The organism is Enterococcus innesii (assembly GCF_022846515.1).
Taxonomy (GTDB): Bacteria; Bacillota; Bacilli; order Lactobacillales; family Enterococcaceae; genus Enterococcus_D; species Enterococcus_D innesii.
Map to the genome: position 1 here is coordinate 2,114,157 of NZ_AP025635.1, position 16,082 is coordinate 2,130,238.

Consider the following 16,082-nt stretch of genomic DNA (forward strand, 5'->3'; position numbering starts at 1 on the left):
CATGCGTATTTCCAATTCCATCACCTACAATGATTTTTTACGAAATCTAGGAACCAACGCCTCCAAAGTCCAATCCACGTTGAATCAGCTATCGAGCTTGAAAGAAGTCAGCAAGTCCTCGGATAATCCGCTGCTGGTTTCAAAAATCATGGATCTCAATGTGTCGTTAAATCAAAACAAAACTTACAATAATACGATCAAAGACAGTATTTCTTGGACAAAAGCCCAAGATTCTGCTTTAGAAAGCGTCAGTACCTCGATGCTGCGGATTCGCTCATTGGTTCAATCTTCTGCCAATGCGACAGCTGGCAGTGAGGAATTAGGGGCAAATCGTTCAGAGATTGAGCAAGAGATCGAAGGCATCGTTGAATCATTAAATACCAACTTTGATGGCCGCTATCTATTTAGCGGAACGAATACAACGACGGCGCCTTTTGAGATCGTCAAAGAAAATGACGCTATCGTCGGTATCAAATACAATGGCACCAGCGAAGACTTGCCGCGAGAAATCGCAAACGGGGTCTCGGTGGATCTGTTAGCCAGCGGTGATCGACTGATGAACGAGACGGGCACCGCTACGGATCCCCAAAATTTAAGCACCTACTTCAATGATTTATTGTCTGCGTTGCGCAGTGATGATAAAGATGCCTTAGGGGGCGAGCTTTTAACCGCTCATGACCAGCATGCCACTAATGTGGTGAATGTACGGGCGCAGATCGGCACCCTCTACAATCGCTTGGAGGCGGCAGCTGATCGAAATGAGACGGAAAAGCTGAACTTGACCGAAACACTGTCTAACAAACAAGACGTCGATATTGCGGAAAAGTATATGGAATATCAAAATCAAATGACTGCCTACCGTTCAACACTAGCGATGGGAACAAAGATCATGCAGATGTCCATTCTAGATTATTTAAATTAACCCAAAAACTTTTGTTCTTTGCTGAGAGCAAAAGTTTTTTATTTTTTTTAGAAAAAAGGCTTAACCCTGAACGGTTTCTTCCGATAAATAGTAGCAGAGGGAAACCTTAGCGAATAAAAATTAGGAGGAACTACACATGAGAATCAATACAAACGTTTCAGCATTGAATACTTACTCACGCCTAACGGCAGCAAATGCTTCTAAAAGCAATTCTTTGTCTAAATTATCTTCAGGCTTACGCATCAACAAAGCTGGGGACGACGCAGCTGGCTTAGCAATTTCTGAAAAAATGAAAGGCCAAATCGGCGGTTTGTCACAAGCAAAAAGCAACGCACAAGATGGTATTTCATTGATCCAAACAGCAGAAGGTGCATTAAATGAAACCCACAGCATCTTAGGCCGTATGCGTGATCTTGCGGTTCAAAGTTCAAACGGTACGTTAAGTGATGACGACCGCAGTGCGATCAACAAAGAATACACTGCATTGTCTGATGAAATCGACCGTATCAGCAATACCACTGAATTCAATACAAAAAGCTTGTTAACTGGTGAAGGCGATGATGCGAAATCATTCACTTTCCAAATCGGTGCCAACGCAAACCAAACAATGAGCGTTTCAATCAACAACATGAGCTCATCTGCCTTGAAAGTAAAAGGCTTAGATTTAACACAAGCCATTGACACAAGCGATGCTAAAGCTGTTGCTGCAGCAAAAGATAAAGCAGTAGCGACTGCCTTCAAAGCAGATGCTACAACAAAATATGCAGCGGATGGCACAGTTGATGCGGCAGCTGGTAAAACAGTTGCTGAATTACAAACAGCCATCGATACAGCAGCGGATGATACAGCAAAAGCAACAGCTCAAAAAACATACGATGATGCTTTAGCAACATTTACCGCTTCTGATGAAGGCAAAGCAGCAGCGGCAACTGTCAGCGTTGAAAACAACCCAATCACAAAAATCGATGAAGCGATCAAAGCAGTTTCTGCACAACGTGCGGATCTTGGTGCGGCGCAAAACCGTCTAGAACACACAATCAACAACTTAGGTACAACACAAGAAAACCTATCTGAAGCAAACTCACGTATCCGTGACGTTGATATGGCGCAAGAAATGATGAGCTTTACGAAGAGCAACATCCTTTCTCAAGCAGCAACTTCAATGTTGGCACAAGCAAACTCAATGCCTAACAGCGTATTGAGCTTGTTACAAGGATAATTTTTGATCAAGTGAACCACTGACACAAGGACTGCCTAGGGGAAGCGCAGTTCTTGTGTTTTACATAGCAGCACAAAAACGTTTAGAAATGAGGAAGCTCTGATGGATATTCAGCCAATGTCAGGAATACACCCGATCGAAGCCGTTGCGTCGGTCGCTAAAACACGTCCGATCGAATCCCTAGATCAAGAGACCGCTAACCTTCAGCCGCAACAGCAAGAGGGGAAACTGGCGGAGAAAAAGGAACGGACAGTGGCAACCGAACCACCGATCCACTATTTTTCAGTAGCCGATCAGCACAAGATCGCAGCCTCCGTGGCGGAAGTGAATCAGCGACTACTTGGCAAAGATATGAAATTGGCTTATGAAGTACATGAGCGCACAGGGCGTACGATGGTGCGTTTAGTGGATATGCAGACCAACGAAGTGATCAAAGAGATCCCGCCCGCCAACATGCTAGATGTGATTGGAAAAATATGGGATGACATGGGCATCGCGGTCGATCGAAAGGGATGAAAACATGGCAAGTGTAACCAGCAGTTCAGGAATCAGTACAACGCTAGGGAGTTATTCTGGCGTGACTTCAGAAGATATTGAAAAATTATTGGCGGCAGATGCGATCAACAAGACCCGCGCTGAGAATAAAATCACGTCGCTAAAAGCACAAAAAACGGCGTGGAGTGATATCAGCACTCGCTTGTCTAACTTTTTGTCAAAAGTCGATGCATTACAAAAAGATGATGCTTATCAAACGAAAAAAGCGACGACCACCAATAGCAGCATCGCTTCAATTGCAGGAACAACGGAAGCTCCAGAAGGCACCTATGATCTAAAAGTCAACCAACTAGCAACAGCCACGAAGGTGACGGGGAGTCAAGTAGCTCAAAGCAGCAAAACGGCCCTAAATGTCAGTGGTCAGCTGTCATTGACCAGTTCGGAAGTCGATGAAGATGGCAAACCGATCACCGCTTCGATCGAGATCACGGCCGAAGACAGCTTAAAAGATGTGGCAGCCAAGATCAATAGCCAAAGCAAGACGACCTTCGTCGCGGCGAGCATCGTGGATAACCGTTTGATTTTAACGAATACCAAAATGGGCGACAAAAATTTCTTGATCGACGGCAATGCCGCCGAAGGGTTAGGGATCGGTTCAACTGCGACTACGACGCAAGGCCAACCGGCTATTTTTGAGCTAGACGGCATGAAGATCACTCGCGACAGCAACAGTGTGACGGATGTTATCGATGGTGTCACGTTGACGTTAGCGAAAAAAAGCGAGGAGCATGTGACGCTTTCTTTAGCCAATGATACCTCGAAAGTCGTTGATGCAGTGCAAGGATTAGTCGATCAATACAATAGCTTGATGAGTTTTATCGGCGACAATTTGACCGTGGGAGATCCTAGTAGTGAAAACAACAAGACGGGGACCTTGGTGGGAGACAGTGCGTTGACCCGTCTACAGACCCAATTGCGAAATTTGATCACCATTCCAGCCGTCAGCGGCTCAAAGCTGACCGCCAATAAGCTAGGCATCTCCACCGTCGATAATGATGGTACATTGGGACTGGATACGACAAAGCTAAAAGAAGCCTTAGCGGAAGACCCCGCTGCTGTGAAGTCTTTCTTTTATGCAAGTACGAAAACCAAAGAAGCTGATGGCACTGCGAGCACGAAAGAGACTGGCTATACACTAGCCCTAAAAGAATTAGCCAACAGCTATGTCGTCAATACTTCAGCCAATAAAGGGATCATTGCCACCAAATCTGCGACCTATGACAGTACCATCAAGGATTTAAACAAGCAGATCACACGGTTTGATGCTATTTTAGCAATGAAAAAAGAACGTTACATCACAATGTTCACCAAATTAGACTCCGTGATGATGGAGGCTGAAAATCAGCTGAGCTACCTAAGCAATCAGTTTGCCAATACGTCAAACTAGGCAGGATAGCCGATTAAAGCAGTCATTTTTTTCATTCGCATAAGAAACCCTCGTCAACATGAAAGGAAACAACCTATGGAGCCACACGTATCATTAGATGAACGTTTGAATCAGATCTTAACTGGTTTTGCCCAATGGCGCGGCGACAGCGAGGAAGCCAGTCGTTTGATGGCAGCCAATGCAGCGGTCATAGCAGCCATGCAAGCAGAAGAACAGAGCCATAGTCCACAAACCAGTGCGTTGGCGCAACAAGTGATCCAAGCGTATCAAGCGTTCTTAGACCAGGTCAAAGCCCAGCAGCAAGAGATCAAACAAGAATTGGGGCGTTTGAACCGCAAAAACAATCTTGTCAAAACGTATTTGCAGCAAGAAGACAGTGCCGCCTTCGTCGAATTTGATTTATAGTGAGGAAAAAAAGATGAATTATCAAAAAATGCAAAACAACTATCTGCAGAACCAAGTAATGAGTGCCTCCCCCAACAAGCTGATTGAAATGCTGTTGCAAGCAGCCATCAAAAATATCAAATTAGCAGTGATCGCATTGGAAAAAGAAGAGTTGAGCCAAGCCCATCAGCAATTTGTCAAGGCGCAGAATATTTTATTGGAATTACGGGTCTCTTTAGACCGTGAGCAAGGCGGCGCTATTGCTGAAGATCTCGATCAGCTGTATGGCTATATGTACGATCAGCTGGTCAGTGCCAATGTCCAAAAAGAGGCAGCCCCTGCAGAGACGGTCGTCCCGCTTTTAAGCGAACTACTGGAAAGCTGGCAAACGATCACCCAATAAATTTGAGAAAAAGCAAAGAAACGACCACCTAAAACCTAGAAAAGTTTAGTAATTGGTTAAATTTTTACCATGTATCCCTTTTCACTAAGCTTTCTTTTTCCCCTCCTCGTCCCTATCTGGTACTCTTTTTATGAGCGTACCGAAAAGGTGCAAGGAGGTTTTTTTTTGAAACAAAAAATAGTACAAAAGCCGCTTTTCTGGCAAGTGGTGCTTCTGATTGCAATGAGTGGTGTTTTTTTATTACCGCAGATCCTAGGCCAAGGCATGATTTTGGGCTCTGATGTGGTTTTTCACTTCAATCGTTTTTATGAGACTAGCCAGCAGATCAAAGAGGGCAATTTTCAATATTTTCTTTCTATCTACGGGTTTCAGCAATCTGCTCGTATCGTCAATGCATTATATGGTCCCTTTTTTGCCTATTTCCAAGGACTGCTGGTCTTGCTGAGTCCTTCGTGGTTTTCTTACCAGCTGCTCGCTAATGGGCTGCTCTATCTGCTAGCAGGGTTTTCGATGTTTGGCTTATTAAAGAAATTACGAGTCAATGGCTGGCTGTCAGTGGGGATGAGCATCCTGTTTATGGCGACCTATTCTGTCCAGTATTGGATTGAGCGGCAGGGCTTTTCTGCTTGGGGGGCGGCTGTGCTGCCGCTGTGCCTGATTCCACTGATCGCACTAGGGGAACATAAACGGTTGCGGCCTTTTGCGGTAGGAGTTTCCGTGGCGGTCTTATTTCAAATCCATGTGTTTTCAAGCATCTTGTTAGTGCTCTTATATGTGCCCTTTTTCTTACGCGCCTTTTTTGTTGGAACTTCCGGCGAAGAAAAACGACAATTGGTGCTGCGCTTAGTAGGAGCGATCGGGATCTTCTTGCTGCTGACCGCCAATATTTGGTTAGGGATGTTGGATCTTTATACGAGTAACACGTTGATCGCGCCTTTTGTGAATCGCAACATGCAGAACAATACCATTACTGGAACCAGTAGCTATTGGTGGACGACTCCGTACCTGCTACCCATCTTATGTGCCCTGTTCTTTTGCGGTGCGATCCGTGTATGGCCGCGTCTATCTGGCGGTTTCAAATTAATGACGGTAGCTGCAGGAGTCTTTTTCGTTTTATCATCGAACGCTGTTCCTTGGCAATGGCTAGGCAGTCTGGACAATGGTGTGATCAATTTACTGCAATTTCCTTTTCGGTTCTTTGTTCCTGCCACGATTTTGATCTTAGTCGGTTTGTGCCTGCTAGTTCCTTATTATCGGGGCAAGCCATTGGCAAATCCGCGTTGGTTCGTCCTCGTTTTAGTCTTGAGTGTTGGTCAAATCCTGATCCAAAACACGGTCAAAATGCAGGATTGGCACTCCGATGAAGCGGCGGTTTCACTGCGAAACCACACCTATCTCTCGGCGGAATCTGAAGCGCAATTGAAGGAAGCCTATTTTAGTAAAGACAAGTCCTTAGCCTTAGCGCTGTATCAACGTTCTACCCCAGATTATCTGCCCCTCTATCAAGAGACCAAGAAGAACAAGTACAATTTGTACGGGGAAGAAATCATTGAAAAAAATGATACCGTGGCAAAAACCGTGGAAAACGGGAAACTTACTTTACGTTGGCAAGGTGATCAAGAGGCGTGGAAGGCGTTACCGATCATCAATTACCGATATACTGAATTGACCCTCAATCAGCAGCCACTAACTGAGAAAGATGTCTCTTTGAGTGCTATTGGTGCCGTTTCTGTCCAACAGCAAGCAGGGGAGAATGTCTTAGTCGTTGATTACGACGCACCTTGGTTTTTCGACGGAGCTTTATGGCTGACGATCATTTCTTGGCTCGCTTTACTCATCGGCTTTATCAGCTGGAAAACAAGACAGCTGTATCGTCGTCGTAAGGTCGTACAAGCTTTATTGAAAGAATCTGAATAAAATGAATCAAAAAAGAACTTCAGCGAGAGGGCTGAAGTTCTTTTTTTGTTGATCAGCAACAGTGTACCTATTTTTTTCCGAGAGAAACAATAATCGTTGCGCACGCAACGATTATTCCGTATAATAGATAAGACACTTTGAAGAACCAAGAAAGGCAGGAGTGCTCATGGAAGCCATTATCCGCTCAATCAATCATATTGCCCGTCTCGCTACCCTTTATCGGGAAAAAGAACTGAAAAAATTTGGTTTAGGCGGGATGCATCATACCTATATCTTAAACATTTGCCGTCAACCGGGGATCAGTCAAGAAGCCTTAGCCAAGAAGATTTTTGTGAATAAAAGCAATGTTGCCCGTCAACTAGCGATCCTAGAAGAACGAGGATTTATCACTAGAACCAGCAGTCCCACCGACAAACGACAATTACTGGTTTATCCAACCGAAAAAGCACTTGTCGTCCAACCAAAGATCCAACAGCTGCTTCAAAGCTGGAATGAACAAGTCGTAGCAGGTTTTTCTGCTGCCCAACAGCAGCAGTTGATCGCCGATCTGGAAATCGTCAAAGAAAATTCCCAGCGGCTTTTAGCGAAAGCTGAGGCGATGGAATGAATCTTTTGACTCAATATTTAAAACCCTATATCGGCCGCATCTCCCTTGGCGTCAGCATCAAATTCTTCGGGTCATTGATGGACTTGCTATTGCCTTGGATTTTGGCGTATATCATCGATTCTGTGATTCCCACGAAGCAGGTATCTGCGATTTTTGCTTGGGGTGGGGCGATGGTGGTCTGCTCCATCATCGCAGTCGTCACCAATATCATCGCTAATCGGATGGCCTCTAGTGTTGCTCGCGATACCACCGGTAGTATTCGCCATGATTTATTTGAAAAAGTTTCCTATCTGTCGATTCCGCAAGTCGAAGAAGTCGGGATTCCTTCCTTGGTGTCTCGCTTGACGACAGACACTTACAACATCCATCAAACGGTAGGGATGATCCAACGGATGGGGATTCGTGCCCCGATTCTGTTATTAGGGGGAATCATGATCACTGCTACATTAGATCCCGTTTTGACACTGGTCTTAGTAGGCGTCTTGCCCTTCACTTTAGTGGCAGCAGTCACCATCTCCAAACGGGGGATCCCTTTGTTTGCCTCATTGCAAAAGCAAGTGGATGTGTTAGTGCGAACTGTCCGTGAAAATGTGACTGGGGCTCGGGTGATCAAGGCCTTGTCCAAAGCAGATTACGAGAAAAAACGCTTTGACCACGTCAATCAAGACGTAGTAGCTGCGGAAACCACTGCTAATCGAACGATGGCTGCGACACCACCCCTGATGGACCTCTTTTTGAATATCGGGTTGACATTGGTGATCGTTGTCAGTGCCTTTCGCGTCAATCAAGGGTTGACCCAACCAGGGGTCATCATCGCCTTTTTGACCTATTTTACGATCATTTTGAATGCCATGCTCAGTATCACGCGCATCTTTGTAATCGTGTCGAAGGGGCTGGCTTCTGCCGATCGGATCCAATCCGTCTTGCGCCTGCCGCAAAATATGCAAGTCATTGAGGCGCCTGTCAAAGAAGAGCCGGCGCATATCGTTTTTGAAAAAGTTTCCTTCACCTATCCTAACGGTACCCAGGTGCTGAAAGACATCGATTTTTCCTTGCAGCCGGGAGAAACCTTAGGGATCATCGGTGCGACTGGTAGTGGAAAATCAACGATCGTCAAACTACTGCTGCGGCTCTATGACCCAACGAAGGGCATGATTCGCATCGCTGGTCGCGACATTCGCTCCATCGATCCGACGGAGTTTCATCAGTTATTCGGTGTCGTCTTACAAAAAGACGTGCTTTTTGCGGAAACGATCGAAGAAAATATCGCTTTTGGTCGGCGGTTTTCCAAAGAACAGATCGAAGAAGCGGCGGCTCGCGCCCAAGCCAAGGAGTTTATCAATCAACTACCCAAGCGCTTAGCTCATCCACTGCATGCCAAAGGCAGCAATTTAAGCGGCGGTCAAAAGCAGCGGGTCTTGTTATCGCGGGCATTGGCGGGGGATCCAGAGATTTTGATTTTGGATGATTCTGCCAGTGCGCTGGATTATCGAACCGACGCTCAGTTGCGCAAGGTCCTGAGACAGCAGTTTCAACAGACGACGACGGTCTTGATCGCGCAGCGGATCAGCTCGATCCAGCATGCCGACAAAATTTTGGTACTGGAAAACGGGCAAATGAACGGCTTTGGCAGTCACCAAAAATTACTAGCAGAAAATGCGATCTACCAAGCCATTTATCAAGGGCAGACAGGAGGTGCCGACGATGCCGAAGAAAAAAACGGAAAAACCAAAGGATAGCAAGAAAACACTACGGCGTTTGTGGGGCTATCTTTACGAGTACAAAGGTCTCCTGCTGGCAGCCGCTGTATTGATGATGGCCAGCAATATTTTCGCCTTGGTGGGCCCTTTGCTTTCAGGGTACGCCATTGATGCCATTCAACCGGGTCCCGGCAAGGTCATTTTTGACCGAGTCTTCTTTTATTGTGGGCTGATGCTGCTGTTTTATCTTGCGTCTTCCCTTCTTAGTTATCTGATTTCGCTCATGATGATCCGCTTGAGTCAGCGGGTGGTGGCAGCGATGCGCAAGGCGATTTTTGATAAAATCACCGAACTGCCGGTGGGGTATTTTGACCGAGTCGCCACTGGGGATATCATCAGCCGCATCAGTTATGACGTCGATACCATCAATACGTCATTGGCCAGCGATGCCATTCAAGTCCTCAGCAGTCTTGTGACGATCATTGGTTCGTTTGTAATGATGGTTTTGATTTCGCCGCTGCTGGTGCTGATTTTTGTCGTAACGGTTCCCGCTTCGATCTTTTTGACTCGTTTTTTGATGAGCAAATTTCAACCATTGTTTCGCCGTCGTTCCCGCAAATTAGGCGAACTGAACGGTTTTGTGGAAGAGATTATTTCTGGTCAGCAAACGATCAAGCTGTATAACCAAGAAGAAGCGATCATCAGCCGTTTTGACGAAAAAAACCAAGAAGCGGTGGATGCCTATTACAATGCCGAGTACTACGGTAGTATGACTGGTCCTTCCATCAACTTTATCAACAATCTGTCGTTGTCCTTGATCAGTATGTTTGGCGCCTTGCTGTTTTTGTTCGGTCATCTGACACTCGGGAACGTTTCTTCTTTTGTCTTATACTCCAGAAAATTCTCAGGACCAATCAATGAGTTAGCCAACATCTTCAGTGATTTGCAATCGGCGTTGGCGGCGGCAGAACGGATCTTCCGTTTGCTGGATGAAGAACCGGAAGTTTCTGATGTTCCTGGAGCCTACGAATACCACGAGGTGTCTGGTGATGTCGCCTTTGACCATGTGACCTTCGGCTATCAAGCACAGCAGCCCATCATCAAAGACCTTTCGCTGGAAGTACCGGCTGGCAGCTTGGTCGCGATCGTCGGACCGACCGGAGCGGGGAAAACCACCATCGTGAACCTCTTGATGCGGTTTTATGACCCTGACCAAGGAGCGATTCGGTTAGACGGTAAAAATATCCGCCAAGCGACACGCCGCAGCTTACGGCAAAGCTATGCGATGGTGCCGCAAGACACGTGGCTGTTCACGGGAACGATTTTTGAAAATTTGGCCTACGGCAAGGCGAATGCGACGTTGGCAGAAGTCCAAGCTGCTGCACAAGCCGCCCATATCCATGACTTTATTATGAGCCTGCCAAAAGGCTATGATACTTTGATTTCTGAAGACGGAACCGGTATTTCACAAGGGCAAAAACAACTATTGACGATTGCACGAGCGATGCTGTTGGATGCCGATCTGTTGATTCTTGATGAAGCCACATCGAATGTTGACACGCAAACGGAGCTGCTGATCCAAGCAGCGATGACCAAATTGATGAAAGGCAAAACCTCCTTTGTGATCGCCCATCGCTTGTCCACGATTCGACATGCCGACACGATCCTCGTGGTGGAACAGGGCAATATCGTAGAGCAGGGGACCCACGAAGAGTTAGTAGCTAAAGAGGGGCGTTATGCCGCACTCTATCAGGCACAATTTGACGCATGATCCATAGCTAGTCCACATCCGTACAAGGAGTAAACCACTGCTTGCACGGATGTTTTTTGCGTGCCATCGGCTTTCTTGGCATAGGTACAAAATCTTCTTATGACAAATCAGGCAATTATCGGTATACTTAAGAAAGGGGTATCATCAAACAGAAAGAAGGGAAACAATTGGATCATAAACAACTAAAAGAATTCCCCAATGATTTTTTATGGGGTTCAGCATCAGCAGCCTATCAAGTAGAGGGCGCATGGCAAGAAGACGGCAAAGGCGCTTCAGTTTGGGACGATTTTGTCCGCATTCCAGGCAAAACCTTTAAAGCAACGAACGGAGATGTCGCGGTCGACCATTACCACCGCTTCAAAGAAGATGTTGCCTTGATGAAAGAACAAGGATTGAAAACCTATCGTTTTTCTATTGCTTGGACACGGATTTTTCCAGAAGGACGAGGAGAAGTCAATCAAGCAGGGTTAGACTTTTATTTAGCCTTGATCGATGAACTGATAAAAGCAGGGATCGAACCGATGGTGACCTTGTACCATTGGGATCTGCCACGAGCTTTGCAAGAAGAATACGGTGGCTGGGAATCTCGCAAAATCATTGAAGATTTCACCAACTATGCGGCCGTATTGTTTGAAGCCTTTCGCGGCAAAGTCCACTATTGGGTCAGCTTGAATGAACAAAATATCTTTACTTCTTTAGGCTATCTTTTAGCTGCCCATCCACCAGGAGTGACCGATCCTAAACGGATGTATGAAGTCAATCATATCGCTAACTTGGCAAATGCGTCGGTGATCAACAAGTTCCATGAGATGAAAATCCCAGGGAAAATCGGACCAAGTTTCGCCTATTCACCAAACTACCCAATCAACAGCGACCCGAAAAATATTTTGGCAGCTGAAAACGCGGAAGACTTGATGGCGCATTATTGGTTAGATGTCTATCTTTGGGGCGAATACCCGATTGCTGCAATGAATTACTTGAAAGAGCAAGGGATCGCACCAACGATCGAACCAGGTGATATGGACTTGCTGCGTTCAGCAAAACCAGATTTCTTAGGGATCAACTATTACCAAACAGCAACAAATGCCTACAATCCATTAGATGGTGTCGGTGCGGGGAAAATGAACACCACTGGGAAAAAAGGCAGCTCCGAAGAAACCGGGACACCAGGAATGTTCAAAAAAGCTGAAAATCCATTTGTGGAACGGACGAATTGGGATTGGGAGATTGATCCTCAAGGGCTGCGGATCGCTTTACGCCGAATCACTAGCCGTTATCGGGTGCCTGTGATCATTACGGAAAACGGACTTGGTGAATACGACAAATTAACCGACGATCATCAAATCCATGACCAATACCGCATCGATTATTTAGCAGGGCATGTCCATGCTATCAAAGAAGCGATCAGCGACGGCGCGGAAGTTCTTGGCTATTGCACCTGGTCCTTCACTGATTTGCTAAGCTGGTTGAACGGCTACCAAAAACGCTATGGCTTTGTCTATGTCGACCAAGATGAAACGCAAGAAGGATCTTTGGCACGCTACAAGAAAGACAGCTTCTACTGGTACCAAGAGCTGATCAAAACCAACGGGCAAGAGTGCTAGCCTTCTAAAACCAATACCTGAATAAGCGAAACGACCCCTGCAACGGCAGTAATCGTTTCTTAGAAAAAAGTACGTTCCACCTGTAGCGACCGCCCAAAGGTAGACCAAAAGTCTCGCTTTTTGGGCCGCTTCGAAGGAGAACGTCCTTTTTTTGAGTATTATCGTTGACAAGTGTAAACGATAATTGTAAAGTAGAAGAAGATTACAACTGTAAACATAAAAGGTTAATGAGTTTGCCTAGCAAGCAAGGAGGAAGGAAACAATGATCGAAAAGAATTATGGGGTAAAAGGGATGACCTGTGCGTCTTGTTCCCAGACCGTCGAAAAAACAGTCAGCAAGCTGGCGGGGGTCGACCAAGCAGCGGTCAATTTGGCTACTGAAAAATTACATATTCGTTATGATGAGCAGCAGCTCACCGAAGAAACACTCGCTGCGGCCATCAAAGCAGCGGGCTATCAACTGATCGGCTCTCAAAGACAAGAGACCTTTGCCATCTCGGGCATGACCTGTGCGTCTTGTGCCCAAACAGTAGAAAAAGCTGTCCAAAAATTAGCCGGTGTGGAGCAAGCCTCCGTCAATCTGGCAACAGAAAAACTGACGGTCAGCTATCAACAATATCAAGTGACCGCCGCGAAGATCGCAGCTGCCGTGAAAGAGGCGGGCTATGATGCACAGCTGCCGACCGCTTCTGCTGACAAGGCGGATTCAAAACAGGCAGAGATTCGTGCTCTATGGCAACGGTTTTGGCTTTCAGCGCTCTTTACGATCCCCTTGTTCTATTTGACGATGGGGGAAATGATCGGTTTGCCGATCCCTGGCTTTTTAGATCCGATGGCCTATCCAGTCAATTTCGTTACCACTCAATTGCTTTTGGTCTTACCGGTGATGGTCCTCGGTCGCGCCTTTTACATTGCTGGTTTCAAAGCGCTTTGGAAAGGCCATCCCAACATGGATTCCCTCGTCGCATTGGGAACCAGTGCTGCCTTCTTTTATAGTATTTATGGGACCGTGATGGTCTACCTGGGCACGACCCACTATGCGATGCACTTGTACTATGAAACGGCCGCCGTTATTTTGGCATTAGTAACCTTAGGAAAATACCTTGAGTCGGTCTCGAAGGGCAAAACCTCCGAAGCCATCAAGAAGTTGTTGGATCTCGCACCGAAAAAAGCGCGTGTGCTTCGCGGCAGCGGGCATCAAGTCGAAGAAGTCGAAGTGGGTATTGAAGAAGTCGCAGCTGGCGATATCTTAGTCGTACGACCTGGTGAAAAGATTCCTGTGGATGGGATCGTTACCCAAGGACGCTCTGCCATCGATGAATCAATGATCACCGGAGAAAGCTTACCTATCGAAAAACAAGTCGGTGATCGGGTGATCGGCGCCAGTATCAACAAAAATGGCTCGTTTCAATATGAAGCCACCAATGTGGGAGAAGATTCAACGTTAGCGCAAATCATTCAGTTAGTAGAAAATGCCCAAGGCTCCAAAGCGCCGATTGCCCGCATGGCTGACAAAGTTTCGGGTGTGTTTGTCCCGATCGTGATGGTCTTGGCGGTTTTTGCAGGACTTGCCTGGTTTTTCTTAGGACAAGAAACCTGGATCTTCTCATTGACTATTACGATCTCTGTATTAGTGATTGCTTGTCCGTGTGCCTTAGGATTAGCGACACCGACCGCCATTATGGTGGGTGCGGGCAAAGGGGCAGAAAATGGCGTCTTGATCAAAAGCGGCGATGAGTTAGAAACAGCTAGAAACGTGACGACGATCGTTTTTGATAAAACCGGCACGATCACAGAAGGCAAACCAGTCGTAACCGACCTCCTGCCTGCCGGCAACCACACGCCGACGGAATTGCTGCAGCTGGCGGCTTCTGGTGAAAAAGGCTCAGAACATCCATTAGGCGAAGCCATTGTGATCGAAGCCCGCACGCAAGCCCTCGCCCTACAAGAAGTTGACGGGTTTGAAGCGATTCCAGGGCATGGGATTCAAGGAACGATCGCTGGCAGTCCAGTCCTATTAGGCAACCAGAAATGGTTGGAAAAACAAAACGTTGCCATCGATGGCCTGATCGAGCAAGCCCAACAATTGGCTCACGAAGGGAAAACACCGATGTATGTTGCCAAAGACGGCGAAGCGATCGGGATCATCGCTGTGGCAGATACTATCAAAGAAAGCAGTCGAAAAGCCATTGAACGTCTGCATCAAATGGGCTTGTACGTAGCAATGATCACGGGCGACAATGCCCGAACAGCCCAAGCCATCGCCAAACAAGTCGGTATCGATGAAGTAATCAGTGACGTCTTGCCAGAAGACAAAGCCGCCAAAGTAGCTGGCCTGCAAGCCAAAGGCCAAAAGGTTGCGATGGTAGGTGATGGGATCAATGATGCGCCGGCGTTAGCCCAAGCCGATGTAGGGATCGCGATCGGCTCTGGTACCGATGTCGCCATCGAATCGGCAGACATCGTACTGATGCGCAGCGATCTAATGGACGTCCCATCCGCGATCGAGTTAAGTCGGGCAACCATCAAAAACATCAAAGAAAATCTTTTCTGGGCTTTTGCTTATAACGTCTTAGGCATCCCTGTTGCAATGGGTGTGCTGCATCTTTTCGGGGGCCCCTTGCTCAATCCAATGATCGCTGGGGCGGCCATGAGCTTCAGCTCGGTATCCGTTTTATTAAATGCCTTGCGGCTGAAACGATTCCAACCCTCAGCGAAAAAATAACCGAAGTAACGAATGAAACAACAAAAAGACCTGCCCACGGTTTCTGATGGAAGAAAACCGTGGGCAGGTCTTTTTAGTGCTGGACATCTAAATAAGAGTAGGCCCGCACGTCATAACGGTTGCGACTACGGGAAAATTCGATAGGTGAGCCATTTTTCTGATAGACGATCTGTTCGATCTCTAAGACCGGATCATCGGCTTTACAGTCCAAATACTGTTGATCGTACGCGGTACTTTTATCAGCGGCGATGGTGCGGTAGGCGCCAGCAAACTGGACCCCTAGTTCCTCTTTGACATAACGGTAGATAGAACTTTCTAAATGGCCACGAGTTAAATTGGGCACCAAATGGACCGGCATATAGGTATATTCTAAAATAAACGGCTGGTCTTCAAGAATCCGCAAGCGGACAATACTATAGATCGGCTGTTCTTCCGTCAACATCAACTTTTCTTGGATCGTTTGGTCAGGAAATTCGACTTGAAAATCGATGACCTGACTGACTAGCTTGCGGCCAGCTTTGCCCATTTCCGTTGACAAGCCTTCATAGACCGTTAAAGCAGTGGTGTCTTTTTTTAAGAATGGGTGGTTCAATATTTTTGTTCCAGCGCCCCGCTGAGAATAAACCAGTCCTTCCATGGCTAAAATACCGATGGCTTTTTTGACGGTCATCCGGCTGACTCCGAATTCCTCGACTAAATCAGTTTGATTCGGCAGTAAGCTGTCAGGCGGATACGTGTTGTTTTTGATACGTGTGCGTAAAATATTGGCAATTTCTTGGTATTTTGGCATCTGATCACCTCGCAAGAAGTATAGCTGAAAAAAGCGGTTTCGACAATCAAACCTTGGTTTTTTTATAAAAAGAACGGCTGACTGAAAAAATTCAGCCA

13 protein-coding genes are annotated in these 16,082 nt (G+C 46.6%); 12 read left to right on the forward strand and 1 reads right to left on the reverse strand.

From position 1 onward, the window contains the following. The first annotated feature begins 1 nt into the window (after window position 1). The 12 genes from flgL (at window position 2) to ENLAB_RS09970 (ending at window position 15,194) form a co-directional block, all read left to right on the forward strand. The gene (gene flgL / locus ENLAB_RS09915; RefSeq protein ID WP_016619541.1) at window positions 2-922 is read left to right on the forward strand and encodes a flagellar hook-associated protein FlgL; all 921 of its coding nucleotides are present in this window, start codon (window positions 2-4) and stop codon (window positions 920-922) included. A gap of 136 nt (window positions 923-1,058) precedes the next feature. After that, window positions 1,059-2,141 carry a flagellin N-terminal helical domain-containing protein gene (locus ENLAB_RS09920; protein ID WP_005226642.1) on the forward strand — a complete coding sequence of 361 codons (1,083 nt, stop codon included), beginning with the start codon at window positions 1,059-1,061 and terminating at the stop codon, window positions 2,139-2,141. A 102-nt stretch (window positions 2,142-2,243) separates the two neighbouring features. Continuing rightward, window positions 2,244-2,657: a flagellar protein FlaG gene (locus ENLAB_RS09925; RefSeq protein ID WP_077453101.1), complete on the forward strand. Its 414-nt coding sequence runs from the start codon at window positions 2,244-2,246 to the stop codon at window positions 2,655-2,657. A gap of 4 nt (window positions 2,658-2,661) precedes the next feature. Next, the gene (gene fliD, locus ENLAB_RS09930; protein ID WP_244350904.1) at window positions 2,662-4,083 is read left to right on the forward strand and encodes a flagellar filament capping protein FliD; all 1,422 of its coding nucleotides are present in this window, start codon (window positions 2,662-2,664) and stop codon (window positions 4,081-4,083) included. 75 nt (window positions 4,084-4,158) lie between these two features. Further along, complete coding sequence (locus tag ENLAB_RS09935) at window positions 4,159-4,488, forward strand: hypothetical protein (RefSeq protein ID WP_081117664.1); 330 nt, start codon at window positions 4,159-4,161, stop codon at window positions 4,486-4,488. 13 nt (window positions 4,489-4,501) lie between these two features. Continuing rightward, complete coding sequence (gene fliS / locus ENLAB_RS09940) at window positions 4,502-4,870, forward strand: flagellar export chaperone FliS (protein WP_008376567.1); 369 nt, start codon at window positions 4,502-4,504, stop codon at window positions 4,868-4,870. Window positions 4,871-5,035: 165 nt separating this feature from the next. Beyond that, entirely contained in the window at window positions 5,036-6,787 is a 1,752-nt protein-coding gene (locus tag ENLAB_RS09945) for a putative glycosyltransferase family protein (RefSeq protein ID WP_244350908.1), read from the forward strand. Between the two features lie 166 nt (window positions 6,788-6,953). Beyond that, window positions 6,954-7,394 carry a MarR family winged helix-turn-helix transcriptional regulator gene (locus ENLAB_RS09950; protein WP_142424484.1) on the forward strand — a complete coding sequence of 147 codons (441 nt, stop codon included), beginning with the start codon at window positions 6,954-6,956 and terminating at the stop codon, window positions 7,392-7,394. Beyond that, on the forward strand, window positions 7,391-9,133 hold the full coding sequence (locus ENLAB_RS09955; protein WP_244350910.1) for an ABC transporter ATP-binding protein: 1,743 nt from the start codon (window positions 7,391-7,393) through the stop codon (window positions 9,131-9,133). Before ENLAB_RS09950 ends, ENLAB_RS09955 begins: the two co-directional genes overlap by 4 nt. Then, the gene (locus tag ENLAB_RS09960) at window positions 9,099-10,865 is read left to right on the forward strand and encodes an ABC transporter ATP-binding protein (RefSeq protein WP_244350913.1); all 1,767 of its coding nucleotides are present in this window, start codon (window positions 9,099-9,101) and stop codon (window positions 10,863-10,865) included. The genes ENLAB_RS09955 and ENLAB_RS09960 overlap by 35 nt, the downstream gene beginning before the upstream one ends. Before the next feature lie 167 nt (window positions 10,866-11,032). Next, a complete protein-coding gene (locus ENLAB_RS09965) occupies window positions 11,033-12,469 on the forward strand; it encodes a glycoside hydrolase family 1 protein (RefSeq protein ID WP_005226667.1) in 1,437 nt (478 codons plus the stop codon). A 262-nt stretch (window positions 12,470-12,731) separates the two neighbouring features. Continuing rightward, window positions 12,732-15,194 (forward strand): heavy metal translocating P-type ATPase, encoded by a 2,463-nt coding sequence (locus ENLAB_RS09970; RefSeq protein ID WP_244350915.1) that lies wholly within the window; start codon window positions 12,732-12,734, stop codon window positions 15,192-15,194. Window positions 15,195-15,267: 73 nt separating this feature from the next. On the opposite strand, the gene ENLAB_RS09975 is transcribed toward ENLAB_RS09970, so the two are convergent. Continuing rightward, the gene (locus tag ENLAB_RS09975; RefSeq protein WP_142426412.1) at window positions 15,268-15,984 is read right to left on the reverse strand and encodes a GntR family transcriptional regulator; all 717 of its coding nucleotides are present in this window, start codon (window positions 15,982-15,984) and stop codon (window positions 15,268-15,270) included. Between the last annotated feature and the right edge of the window lie 98 nt (window positions 15,985-16,082).